The sequence below is a fragment of the Nonomuraea sp. NPDC049684 genome (genome assembly GCF_044465345.1).
Taxonomy (GTDB): Bacteria; Actinomycetota; Actinomycetes; order Streptosporangiales; family Streptosporangiaceae; genus Nonomuraea.
On record NZ_JBITLO010000001.1, the window covers coordinates 1,153,270 to 1,165,334 of the forward strand.

The 12,065-nt window shown below is 70.2% G+C and carries 12 protein-coding genes and 1 pseudogene; 10 read left to right on the forward strand and 3 right to left on the reverse strand.

What is annotated here, in order from left to right; genetic code table 11:
* Positions 1-31 precede the first annotated feature (31 nt).
* Together ACIBST_RS05170 and ACIBST_RS05175 are read left to right on the forward strand one after the other, a co-directional pair.
* Complete coding sequence (locus ACIBST_RS05170) at positions 32-979, forward strand: helix-turn-helix transcriptional regulator (RefSeq protein WP_397169264.1); 948 nt, start codon at positions 32-34, stop codon at positions 977-979.
* 137 nt (positions 980-1,116) lie between these two features.
* A pseudogene (locus tag ACIBST_RS05175) lies at positions 1,117-1,317 on the forward strand (sigma factor); the annotation flags it as partial.
* A gap of 723 nt (positions 1,318-2,040) precedes the next feature.
* Here ACIBST_RS05175 and ACIBST_RS05180 read toward each other — a convergent pair.
* Together ACIBST_RS05180 and ACIBST_RS05185 are read right to left on the reverse strand one after the other, a co-directional pair.
* Positions 2,041-2,853 (reverse strand): cytochrome c biogenesis CcdA family protein, encoded by an 813-nt coding sequence (locus tag ACIBST_RS05180; protein ID WP_397169266.1) that lies wholly within the window; start codon positions 2,851-2,853, stop codon positions 2,041-2,043.
* Positions 2,846-3,625, reverse strand: coding sequence for a DsbA family protein (locus tag ACIBST_RS05185; protein WP_397169268.1), 780 nt, complete (start codon positions 3,623-3,625; stop codon positions 2,846-2,848). Before ACIBST_RS05185 ends, ACIBST_RS05180 begins: the two co-directional genes overlap by 8 nt.
* Positions 3,626-4,271: 646 nt before the next feature.
* Between ACIBST_RS05185 and ACIBST_RS05190 the strand changes: the two genes are divergently transcribed.
* From ACIBST_RS05190 to ACIBST_RS05210, 5 genes are all read left to right on the forward strand, one after another.
* The gene (locus ACIBST_RS05190) at positions 4,272-4,505 is read left to right on the forward strand and encodes a hypothetical protein (protein WP_397169269.1); all 234 of its coding nucleotides are present in this window, start codon (positions 4,272-4,274) and stop codon (positions 4,503-4,505) included.
* The gene (locus ACIBST_RS05195) at positions 4,502-4,984 is read left to right on the forward strand and encodes a Clp protease N-terminal domain-containing protein (RefSeq protein WP_397169271.1); all 483 of its coding nucleotides are present in this window, start codon (positions 4,502-4,504) and stop codon (positions 4,982-4,984) included. Before ACIBST_RS05190 ends, ACIBST_RS05195 begins: the two co-directional genes overlap by 4 nt.
* Before the next feature lie 122 nt (positions 4,985-5,106).
* Positions 5,107-6,000: an ABC transporter ATP-binding protein gene (locus ACIBST_RS05200; RefSeq protein WP_397169273.1), complete on the forward strand. Its 894-nt coding sequence runs from the start codon at positions 5,107-5,109 to the stop codon at positions 5,998-6,000.
* Positions 5,997-6,830, forward strand: coding sequence for an ABC transporter permease (locus ACIBST_RS05205; RefSeq protein WP_397169275.1), 834 nt, complete (start codon positions 5,997-5,999; stop codon positions 6,828-6,830). Before ACIBST_RS05200 ends, ACIBST_RS05205 begins: the two co-directional genes overlap by 4 nt.
* A 5-nt stretch (positions 6,831-6,835) precedes the next feature.
* Complete coding sequence (locus tag ACIBST_RS05210) at positions 6,836-7,957, forward strand: DUF418 domain-containing protein (protein WP_397169276.1); 1,122 nt, start codon at positions 6,836-6,838, stop codon at positions 7,955-7,957.
* Between the two features lie 546 nt (positions 7,958-8,503).
* Here the strand turns inward: ACIBST_RS05210 and ACIBST_RS05215 are convergent.
* Positions 8,504-9,112 carry a GNAT family N-acetyltransferase gene (locus ACIBST_RS05215; protein WP_397169278.1) on the reverse strand — a complete coding sequence of 203 codons (609 nt, stop codon included), beginning with the start codon at positions 9,110-9,112 and terminating at the stop codon, positions 8,504-8,506.
* 970 nt (positions 9,113-10,082) lie between these two features.
* On the opposite strand from ACIBST_RS05215, the gene ACIBST_RS05220 reads away from it, so the two are divergent.
* From ACIBST_RS05220 to ACIBST_RS05230, 3 genes are all read left to right on the forward strand, one after another.
* A complete protein-coding gene (locus ACIBST_RS05220) occupies positions 10,083-10,211 on the forward strand; it encodes a hypothetical protein (RefSeq protein ID WP_397169280.1) in 129 nt (42 codons plus the stop codon).
* 37 nt (positions 10,212-10,248) lie between these two features.
* Positions 10,249-11,091 (forward strand): hypothetical protein, encoded by an 843-nt coding sequence (locus tag ACIBST_RS05225; RefSeq protein ID WP_397169281.1) that lies wholly within the window; start codon positions 10,249-10,251, stop codon positions 11,089-11,091.
* A gap of 139 nt (positions 11,092-11,230) precedes the next feature.
* Positions 11,231-11,839: a class F sortase gene (locus tag ACIBST_RS05230; RefSeq protein ID WP_397169283.1), complete on the forward strand. Its 609-nt coding sequence runs from the start codon at positions 11,231-11,233 to the stop codon at positions 11,837-11,839.
* Positions 11,840-12,065: the final 226 nt, after the last annotated feature.

Below are 12,065 nucleotides of genomic sequence, written 5' to 3' on the forward strand. Positions count from 1 at the left end.
GACGCTTTCTGCCCTCATTAAGATCGCGGCCGTGTCCCGTCCCGCCATCCGCGTCCTGGCACTGCTGGAGATCCTGCAAGAGCGCGGCCTGGTGCCCGCCGACGAACTGGCCCGGCGCCTCGACGTCGACGCCCGCGCCGTCCGCCGCTACATCACCGCCCTGCGCGACATGGACATCCCCGTCGAGTCCGTCCGCGGACGCTACGGCGGCTACCGGCTGGCCCGCGGCGTGCGCCTGCCGCCCCTGATGCTCGCCGACGACGAAGCGGTCGCCGTCGCGGTCGCGCTGGCGACCGGCAAGCAGCACGGACAGGCGGGAGAGCCCGGCCCCACCGACCGGGCGCTGGTGAAACTCAACCGCGTCCTGCCCGCGCCGCTGCGCCGGCGCGTCACCGCGTTGATCGCCGCCACCTCGGCGACGGCGGGCCCGCTGACTCCCGAACCGCACCTGGCCCTGATGCTGGCCGCGGCCGCTCACGCGCGGCACACCGTCCGGATCGAGCACACCCGCGGCGCACGCGAGGTGGACCCGTACGGGCTCGTCGTGCACGCGCGCCGCTGGTACCTGGTGGGACACGACCATCAGCGCGCCGCCATCCGCATGTACCGCCTGGACAGAATCAGCGGCGCCGCCGAACTGCCCGGCCGGTTCATCCCGCCCGAGGGGTTCGATCCCGTCACCCACGTGCTGCGCACGTTGACGCTCGGCGCCTGGACTCACCGCACCGAGGTATGGCTCGACACCGACCTGGACACCGCCCGCGACCATCTGCCGGCCACCTTCGGCGACCTGCACGCCGACCCCGACGGCGGCGTGCTCCTGGTCAGCGGCGCGGAGAACCTGCCAGCCATGGCGCGCATCCTCACCGGCCTGCCCTGGCCCTTCACCGTCTGCAATCCGCCCGCGCTGGTCGCGGCGCTCGCCGAGCACGTCACCGCGCTCACCCTGGCCGTCGCCCGTTCCCGTCCCGGGCCTTAGCCGTCGGCGCCTCACCCCGCTGCGCAGCGGCGTCATCGTCGCCGCGCCCATGCTGGGGGCGCGTCGGTTCCAGCAGCCGCAATGTCCAGGACAACCCGGACGTGTTGCAACATCAGGCTCCCGGCGTGACCTCCAACATGCGCGTGGCGCTGCATCAAGACCGGTTCACCGCGGAAACCGAGCGGTTCCGCCGGGAGCTGCCGGCGCGCTGCCACCGCATGGTCGGCTCGGCGCACGACGCCAAGGACCTGGTGCAGGAGACGTACCTGCGGGCGTGGCGGTCCTCCTCCGGGTTCGAGGGCCGCGCGTCGATCCGATCGTGGCTTCACACGATCGCCACCAACGTCGCTGCGGCCGGCGGTCCTCGCCGGCCTGCAGCGCGCCCGTGCCCGGCTGGACGAACTGGAGCCGGAGCCCGAGGAACTGCTCGAACCGACCGATCAACAGGCACGTGCGCTGCTCGACGGCTACATCGCAGCCTTCAAGCGCTCCCATGCTGGCCTGCTGGAACAGGTGCTGCGCGCGGACGCTACGCCGGAGGAGACGCCATTCCGCGACTGGCAGTCGGGCCGGACGATGTGCATCCACATGCTCGGCGCGTACGTGCTGGGCACACCGGGCGACTGGCGGATGATCGCCACCACAGCCAACGGCCAACCCGCCGCCGTCGTGTACCCCGGGATGCCGAGGGCGTTGTGGTACTGGCCCCCGCAACCACCGGGGTCACCCGCGTGATCAAGTTCCGGGATCCCACGCTGGCCGCGATGTCCGGCTTCCCGGACGTGCTCGCGCAGTGACACAGATGGTGTCGGCGGGCACCTCCCGATGGGGGCTGCCCCGATGACCGGCCGGCTCGGGTCCTCAGCGGGACCTGTCGTCCTTGACCGGGAGGTGCTCATCGTCGGGGCTGCGGTCGTCGCCACAACTGCCCCGTGGATACGCCGTACTCGATCCGCCTTGCGGCGACCTCGTGGACGATAGACTATTCCGGCCCTGCCGGCCCGTCTTTCAGGCAGCCCCCGCCAGGCTTGCCGGCTTGCGGCCGAGCGGGATCCGCTCGATCATTTCCCTGCCTTCCGCAGCCGCCGCACAACGAACACGGCGAGAGCGGCTCCCAGTCCCGCGACCACCAGCAGATCCGGCACCTGTACGGCTGCCGCCGCCTGCTGCAGGCCGGCCTCCCACGCCTCGGGGATCGGCACCGTCAGGGTGCGGGTGCCGTCGAAAGCCAGGAAGAGCGCACCGAGGCCGATGAAGGTGAGCCCGGAGGCCAAGGTGGTGGTGTGCAGGCGCAACCGGCCGAGCCGCAGGCCACGGCCGCGCAGCCAGCGCCGGCGGCCGAGGTCGAAACGCTGCCACACGAGGGCCAGCACCAGCAAGGGCGCGGCCATGCCGGCGGCGTACAGGGCGAGCAGTACGGCGCCGCGCAGCGTGCTGCCGGACGCGGCGGCGATGGTGAGGACCGCGCCGAGCACCGGCCCGGCGCAGAATCCGGCCAGCCCCGAGACGGCGCCCAGCGCCAGCACGGCACCGGGCGAGTCGCCGCGGACGTGGCCGCGCAGCCGTTCCAGCGGGCCGACCGCCCAGCCCTGTCCCGCCAGTTGCAGCACACCCAGCAGGATCAGCATCGCTCCCGCTGCCGTGATCAGCAGGTCCTGGTGGCCGTAGAAGAACCCGGTGATCAGTGCGGAGCCCATCCCCAGCGGGACCAGCACCGCGCACAGGCCCAGGTAGAACAGGAGTGTGCGGCCGATCAGCGCGGCATGCCCGGGGAAGGCGTAGGCGAAGAAGGCGGGCAGCAGCAGCGCACTGCACGGGCTGAGGAGAGTGAACAGCCCGCCCAGGAAGGCGGCGGCGTACCCGACCTCACTCATGCCGGGCCTTCTCGATCTGCTTGACGAACGCGGACAGCGGCTGTGCGCCGAAGAACAGCGTGCCGTTGATCAGGAACGCCGGGGTGCCGGGCATGCCCAGTTGGGCGCCGAAGGCGAAATCCTGCTCCACGGCCTCGCGCAGGGCCGGATCACGGCGGTCGGTGTCGAAGGCGGCCAGGTCGAGTCCGGCCTTGGCGGCGACCGAGCGCAACTTCTCCTCGCCGAGGCCACCGGACTGGTCAGCGTAGATCGCGTCGTGGAAGGCCCAGAACTTGCCTTGCCGGGCAGCGGCGCGGCCGGCGATCGCAGCTCGCATGGACTGGCGGCCCTGGGCGGGGAAGTCGCGCCAGAACAGCCGTACCACGCCCGTGTCGATGTAGCGGCGGCGCAACTCGGGTTCGATCTCGCGGGCGAACCTTCCGCAGTTCACGCACTTGAAGTCGCCGAACTCGACGATCGTCACCGGTGCCGACTCCATCCCGCGGGCGAGGGTGAGATCGATCGGCGGAGCCGTCGGGCCTTCCCAGGTCGGTATCGGCCGCCCCGTCTCCCCCGGTGGCTCGGCGGTCTGTGTCGTGCCCGTGCCCGCCGGCTCGGTGACGGTCGGTGCCGGCTCGGTGATCGCCACCGGGCCGGCGCCGGGACCGGGGTCCGGTGGCGCATCCAGCGCGGCGACTGCGAGCGCCCCCAGCGCCACCACTGCCGCTGCCGTCATGGCCAGCACCCGGCCGCGCGAACCGAGCCGGGTCTGCTCGACAGGCTCTTCTCTCACGTGCCCCGCCCTTCCTCATGTCAGGGACAGGATCTCGTAGTTCCAGTACGGCAAGGACACGAGCGTCAACAGCGGCACGATCCAGGCGGGGGCCAATGCCGCGACGCGGACGAGCCAGGAGAAATCCTCAACAGCTCTGTTGCCCCTTGTGGCCACGGGCCCCTGTCTGGTCTTCAGCACACACGAGCCGACGACCTGTCTGGGTTTCGACGACCAGCGGATTCCCAGGGACCGTCGCCCCCTGTTGAACGACGCCGAGCACGATGCGCACGCCACTCTCGACCAGAAGGCCACCGTCGTCCAGCTCTTCGCCTGATGGCCCCGTCAGGTGGTCAGGCACCCCAAGGACGGCGGGGCGCTGATCCAATACGCGCTGTCGCGGACGACAACCACGACCACGACCACACCAAGACCGCCGAGGGCGGCTACATCTCGGTGCCCGAGCCGGCCCGATGGGCGATCAGTTCGTCGGTGCTGCGGCGACGCTGGGGCTGATCGACGACCCATCAGTACGCCATCGCTGTCCGCCCCTCTCCAAGCCGTCGGCCGCCGCCGTCATTGCCCACGACGGCGCCCTCACCGAGCCCTGGGCCAGCTTAAGCAACCTTGGTTGACTGCTGCAGATTAGTCAACTAGGGTTGCTTGCATGCCGGCAGAAGACGTACCCGTACCCCAGGGTCCAGCGGACGCGCTTGCGGCGGTCGTGGCGCTGCGACGCCTGGCCGACCAGCTCGAGGATGCCGCCGTGGAGCAGGCCATGCGCGCCGGGTGGGGCTGGCCGGAGGTCGCCGAGGCGCTCGGCGTCACCCGTCAGGCGGTCCACAAGAAGCACGCCAAGCGGCTCATCGCCGCCGGCGTGACGCTGAGGAGACGACAGTGAGCACGATCGACCACTACATCAACGACATCGTCGTGCGGGGAGCGGCCGAGGCGCGAGAGGAAGGCTCGGCCGCCACCGAGGCCCACCACCTCCTGCTGGCCATCGCCGCCGTCGAGGGCACCGCCGCGCACCGCGTGCTGGCGGCGGCAGGGCTCGGGCGGCAGGCGATCAGGGATGCGCTGGACCGGGAGTTCGAGCACAGCCTCGACGCGGTCGGGCTCCCCCTCGCCTCCCATGACCTTCCGAGGCCGTTCCGCGACCCCAAGGATCATCCGAAGCCCGGCGCCTCCGCCCGGCTCGCGCTTGAACGTGGCTTCGCCGCCGCCAAGGGCAAGAAGGACCTGCGTCCCGCCCATCTGCTGCTCGGCGTCCTGAGCGCCGACGTCGGCACCGTGCCACGCGCGCTCGCCCTGGCCGGTGTCGACCGGGCCGGCTTGATCGATCGCGTCGAGGAGACGCTCCTGCGCGAAAGCTGGTAACCAGCACCCCTGCCCCCACGCTCCGGCCCGGTTCGGGCCGCGATGCGTCCTACCCTCGTGCCGGGCTTCCGCCGGCATGCGCTCCGGCACGAGGCCATCTGATCACGAAGAGAGGTCATCTCATGACGAAGAGTAGCGGCGTCGTTCTCGACGTCGACGGGCTGCGCATGCGCTACGGCTCGCTCGACGTCCTGCACGACGTCACGTTCCAGGCCCGCCACGGCGAGGTTCTGGCCTTGCTGGGGCCGAACGGCGCAGGCAAGACCACCACGATCGAGATCCTGGAGGGCTTCCGCACCCGGTCGCAGGGCCGGGTCTCGGTGCTCGGCACCGATCCCGCGCACGGCGACGAGCGGTGGCGGGCCAGGCTCGGGATCGTGCTGCAGTCCTGGCGCGACCACGGCAAATGGCGGGTACGCGAGTTCCTCGCCCACCTCGGCACCTACTACGCCCCCTACGCCGTCCCCGGGATCCCGCGGCCCTGGGACCCCGACGGGCTGATCGAGAGGGTCGGCCTGACCGAGCACGCCGGCAAGAAGCTCAAGGCGCTGTCGGGCGGCCAGCGGCGCAGGCTCGACGTGGCGATCGGCCTCGTGGGGCGCCCGGAGATGTTGTTCCTCGACGAGCCGACCACCGGCTTCGACCCGCAGGCCAGGTCCGACTTCCACGATCTCGTACGCGACCTGGCCGACGCCCGCGAGACCACCGTCCTGCTCACCACCCATGACCTGGACGAGGCCGAGAAGCTGGCCGACCGCATCCTCGTGCTGAACGGCGGCCGGATCGTCGCCGACGGCACCGCCGCCGAGCTGGCGCGGCGGATCGCCGGCGAGGACGAGGTGCGCTGGGTGCGCGACGGGCGGCGATACGTCCACAGGACACCCGACTCGACCACGTTCGCCCGCGAGCTGTTCGCCCGCCACGGCGACCACGTCCAGGAACTGGAGGTCCACCGGGCCTCGCTGGAACAGACGTACCTGGCGCTGGTACGCGAGGCCGAGGGGGTGGCCCGATGAACACGACCGTACTGCGCGCGGGCTGGTCCCGGGGCCTGATCGAGCTGCGGCAGTCGTTCACCAACGGCGCCGACCTGTTCTCCCACTTCCTGTGGCCCGCCCTGATGGTGGCCACACTCTTCTTCATCCGCGACCTGCCGGCCGGCCCTCTCCTGCTCGGCGCCCTGGCCTTACCCGGCATCCTCGGCATGAACGCCGCGACCGGCATGATCAGCATGAGCCAGCAGCTCACCGCCGACCGCGAGGACGGCACGCTGCTGCGTGCCAAGGCGACCCCGCACGGGATGCCCGCCTACCTGATCGGCAAGGTGATCTCGGTGTCCGGCGGCCTGCTGGCCGACCTGGTGATCTTCCTCGTGCCCGCCGTGCTCCTCGTCGAGGGCCTGCGGATCGGCCCGGGTTCCTGGCCCGGCCTGGCCTGGGTGCTGGCGCTCGGCCTGGTCTCGACCCTGCCGATCGGCGCGGTGCTGGGCTCGGTGTTCACCAGCGCCCGTGCCCAGGGGCTGGTCCAGCTTCCGTTCCTCGCGCTGATCGGGATCTCCGGCATCTTCTACCCGATCACCTCGCTGCCCGAGTGGCTGCAGTGGATCGCCCAGATCTTCCCGATCTACTGGATGGGCCTCGGCATGCGGTCGGCCTTGCTGCCGGACTCGGCGGTCGCCGTCGAGATCGGCGAGTCGTGGCGGCACCTGGAGACCGCCGGCGTGCTGGGCGCCTGGGCGGTGTTCGGCCTGCTCGTGGCGCCGGTCGTGCTGCGGCGGATGGCACGCGGGGAGTCCGGCTCGACGGTGGCGGCACGCCGCGAGCGTGCCCTGCAGCGGGTCGGGTGAAGGCCGTGACCGTCACGACGACGACCGGCCGGTCCCTGGCGCCGGACCTGGCCCGGGGGGTGATGTTGCTGGCGATCGCGGTGGCGCACGCGCCGGTGTTCGTCACCGGCACGGCCTTCGGGGTGCTCGACCGCGTGGCCGCGTTCCTCGATCATCTGCTCGCCCACAACCAGGCCCGGCCGATGTTCGTGTTCATGTTCGGCTACGCGCTGGGCCAGTTCGCCTACCGGCACCAGGTGAAGGGCGGGGACTGGGACTCGCTCAGGAGGCTCTTGCGGCGCCGGAGCCGATGGCTGATCGTCATCGGCTTCGTGCATGGAGTGCTCGTGCCGCTGGACATCATCGCGGTGTACGGGCTGACGTTGCTGGTGCTCGTTCCGCTGGTGCGGGCTCGGGACTCGGTGTTGTGCCGGACGGCCGCCCTGACCCTCCTCCCGGCGGTGCTCGTGACCTCCGGGCCGATCCTGCTGGCCTTCGCCGGCGCCGTGAACGTCGCGGGGGCCGGGATCATGCCGGCCGACCTCGGCTCCCACCTGCTGTCCGGCCTCCAGATGTGGCCGGTGAAGACGGTCCTGGGCACGATCGACATCGTGCCGGGCATGATGCTGGGCATCTGGGCGGCTCGCCGCCGCGTCCTGGACGAGCCCCAGCGGCACCGGGCCCTGCTGCGCCGCGTCACCGTGATCTGCCTCGGCATCGCGCTCGCCGGACGACTCCCAGGAGCCCTGCTGCTGTCCGGCGCGTGGACGCCCCCCGCGCCCTGGGCCGCCGTCCTCGCGCACACCCTCACCGGCCAGGCCGGCGGCATCGGCCTGGCCGCCCTCATGGGGCTCATCGCGACGCGATCGCGCCTCGGCCCCCTCACCGCCGCCCTCGTCGCCCTCGGCCAGCGCTCGCTGACCTTCTACCTGTTCCAGTCAGCGGTGTTCCTCGCCCTGTTCTACCCGTTCACGCTGGGCCTGTCCGACGACGTGGGCTTCGCCGCCGCCTTCGGCATCGCCCTCGCGGTCGGCGCCGTCTCGATCGTCCTGGCGAACTGGCTGCACCGCACAGGCCATCGAGGCCCGATGGAGGTCCTCCTACGGCGTCTGACCTACGGCCGCCACAACACAACAGCTGTCTCTTAGACCTGCTCGCGAGCTGTCTCTTAGACCTGCTCGCGTCCGGTGAGGTTGGAGCGCGCCGACGCGGCTTCCGGCCGGACCCTGTGCGTCGGCGAGGAAGTGCGGGGGCGGCGGAGACCGGGAACACACGTCGGTCACGTGCCGGGCGCCGCCATGACCGCGCTGATCGCTGCGCTCAGCAGCAGAGTCGCGCCCAAGCAGTCAATACTCCGAAGGCTGACCTCGCTCGCCCTGCTCGTGCAGAATCCCGGGCAAGCCGACCGGCCGCCTCATCGACCGCGCTCGACTGAGGGCGCCTGGCGAGCGCGACGCCAACATGCGCCCGTCACATCGCGTGGGCGAGAACGCCTTCCAGGGGTGCCAGACGTTCACCGCCGTGTTCGGTGTGCGAGGTCCTTCGCCGTCGGCGTCCGCGATGTTGCCCTCGGCCGGTGGCTCCATGCGAGCGTAAGCGTCTTCGGGTGTCGGTAAGAAACGTGCCACACGGCCCAAACGAGGGGCATCACCGCAGGTCGCTGCGGGGTGACCTTGATACCTGGGGTCCCCGGCTCAGCGGAGCCTCTCCCACATGGCGCGGGTCATCTCGTACTCGACCTCGCCCAGGTGCGTACCTGGTAGCGGATCGTCGAACTGCGGGTAGTACGTGCGCACGTACCGCATGCCGATGGCCTGCATCACCCCCCGGGATCCGGCGTTGACGGCCATGGTCTGCGCGATCACGCGACTCTGCCCGACCGTGTCGAAGGCGTGCCGCAAAAGCGCCAGGGACGCCTCGCTGGCCAAGCCTCGACGCCAGTACCGGCGAACGAGGCGATACCCCAGATCCGAGACGGTGGGATCGTCGGGCTGATCGGGACCATGCGCCGGTGGCAGCATCATGAGTCCGATGAACTCCCCCTCCTCCTCCCGTTCCGGTGGCGTCGAACCTCGCCCCCCGCCATCGCGGACGAAGGCCATCCAGAAACCCAAGCCGTCCACCTTGCCCGTCAGGGCCATCCGCCGCGCATGAGCGGCTACCACCTCGTCCCTGGTCGGCGGCCGTCCAGCGAGATAGCGAAGCACCTCGGGATCGGAGTCGAGTCGAACCTCCAGGTCGAGGTGCCGGTCGGCGAGCGGGACGAGCAACACACGCTCGGTACGCAAGATCGGTTGAGGCATGCAGTGACCGTCGCACATTGCCGGCGGCGAAGCGATCCGATTTCGCATGAACCCGAGCGCAGACCCTGAATCCCGCTGGCTGCCTGGTTGCCACCTCGGCGACGACCCGATGGGAGCCCTCCGACTTGCCCATCATGACGCAACCAAAATTTCCAGCCGCTGACCGATGACCGCATCGCAGATGAGGAAGTCCTCCTCACTACCGGCCCCGCGTAACCGAACGATCGCCACCAGCGCCTGGGCAGCATTCCAACGTCGGCAAGTCCGTCGGGAACACGCTCCATGCCTAGTCGGCAGGTGCGGCTCTATGTGATCAGCAGCAGCGAGTGGGACCAAGAAGATCTACCCAAAGGTTCTCTTTTTGACATCAAACAGGACAATCATGGGCAAATCTTTGCCTTAATCTACTCGGGCCGCCCTTCGCCGACTCGTAAGGTCCTCGTCCCGTGCCCACTCCGATCACCTGCCCCTGCAGGCTGACGTCGACGCCAGTAGTCGCGTGAGAAGGATCCTGATCCTGGCGGCCGTACTGCTCCTGAGCATGTTCCCAGGCACGGCCAATGCGGACCCGCAGCCGGGGACGGTCGAACCCGACTGGGGAACGGTAGAGGACGATTCGAACTCCCCCAGGCCGGCTCCCACCGTGACCGTCACCGTCACACCACCCGCCAGGCCGAGCCCAGCACCCACCATCACCAAGACGGTCAAGCCACCAACGCCGGCGCCCACGGTCACCGTGACCACAGCTCCGCTGCCCGCCCCCGTCAGCCAACCCCCTGCGGCAGGCTTGCCACCAATCCCGGCCGAAACGCCTGGCCTGGGGACGCCGACGCCCGAGGTGACGTTGCCCCAGGTGGCTCCGCCGAGCACGCCGACACTGTCGCCGGCACCGTCCTCCTCTCCCCCGGTCCAACAGGCGGTGCGACTGGTCAGCGCTCCCTCGCCACGCCCCGGGATGGGATGGCGGGACATGTTGCTGGCCGTTCCCGCGATCGTCCTGATCGTGGCCGTGCTGTGCGGACTGGTGCTGGTCGAGGCGCGTACCAGGATCACGCGCCCGCGCCGCGAGGCGCACATCGGGCAGCACCGGGCCCACTGACTTCTCCCTCACTGCTTCCTCTCCGCAAAGGATGTTCATGCTCTCCCGATGGATCACGCCACCGATCGTCGCCTTCGCCGCCGTCCTCGGCTTCGGCGTCACTCCGGCCGGCGCTGACACGGCCGTCACCTACATCTGCAAATCGCCCCTGGGCACGGACGCGCCCGCGCAGGTCCAGGTCCGGGCGACCCTTCCGGCCACCGCAGCTGTCGGACAGAACCTCAACCTGGACTGGTCCGTCGACACAGGGCTGCTAGCCCCGGACGCCTTGCCCGCAGGCGCGGTGGTGCAGAAGGGCACCTTGAAGATCTCCACCGTCTCTCCGACCGGCCCTACGTCGGCCGGCACCACGCCGACGCCCAGCGCCACGAGTGGTGCCGCCGCATCGGCCGATCCCGCCACCACCGTCACCACCACCTCGCCGGCCAACAGCGCCGCGATCAACAAGGGCCAGTCTCTGTACAGCGGCGCCATGAAGGGCACCTACACGCCCCGTCAGGCCGGCATGCTGAGCGTCGTCCCCGGTGACATCTCCCTGATCATCACCCGCGACGGCATCGCCCAGGAGACGGCGTGCACCGCCGACGCCGCGGCCCCCGCCCTAGGTTCCATCACTGTCAAGGGAACGGAAGCCGCAACCACCGCCACGCCGTCGAGTACGCCCACCCCGACCCCCACGCCTACCGTGACGGTCACCGCCGAACCGACGGACACCGATCAGGGCGGCGCCATCGTCACTCCCGTGGGTGGCGCGCCGACCGGCGGCGGCGGCCTGGCCGCGCCGGATCCTCTCCCGTACGTGGCGGGCGGCGGCGTCGCGCTGCTGCTGGCGATCGGCATCGGCTGGGAGTTGAGGCGCAGGCGCGTGCATGGACTCTGACCGGCACTCGGAGCAGTCGTGGCTGGTCTTCCTCGCTGCCGCGAAGACAAGCCGACCGGCGGCCTGTCCTTCGTCGCCCGCCTCTGGGACGCCAGGCTGGAGGCTGAACGCCTTCTCCTGGGTGATGATCATTGCCGGGGTGATCGTCCTGGTCGGCACCCCGCTGGCGATGACCTACCGGGTTCTGGCCGACGCCGCATCCGCGTCGGCGTCCCCGCCTCCGCAGTACGTCGTCATCCCCGCGCCTCCGCCACCCACGGCGCAACCGTCCCCAGCCGAGGCCGTGGCCCCTCCCACCCGGCTGGACATCGAGGCGATCGGCGTGTCAGCGCCGATCGTCCAGGTCGGCCTGGACGCCGGCGGGGTGATCGAGCCGCCCCCTCTGGACGAGGAGAACCTGGTGGGCTGGTACGGCCTCGGCCCGTCACCGGGCGAGGTGGGCCCGGCCGTCCTGCTCGGCCACGTGGACACCCGGACCGCTCCGGCGGTCTTCGCGCGCCTGAAGGAATTGCGGCCACAGGACCGGATCACAGTGGCCCATATGGACGGCAGGCGTGACGTGTTCGTCGTCGACCAAGTCGAAAGGGTCGCCAAAACGACGTTTCCGAGCGCCCAGGTTTACGGCTCGACGTCGAATCCGGCTCTGCGCATCATCACGTGCGGCGGCGCCTTCGATACCACGTCTCGCAGCTACGCGGACAACGTGATCGTGTTCGCCAGCTTCCTGCAGGCCAGCCCCCAACTGTGACATATCTGTGACAACCACGATCAAAAGCATGCCGACCCACCGAAACGATCGGCGAGACAGGACTTCCCGCCTGTTTCTTGATCGATAACCGCGACGTTTCGCGGCACGAGGACAGCCCTCTGAGCTGCTAATTTTATCGCCGCTTTACGTCCTCTTTGCTCTTGTTTGGAAATTAAGTGATCAATACGCGCGGTGTATCCGCTGCGCTGACGGGGGCGCTGACGCT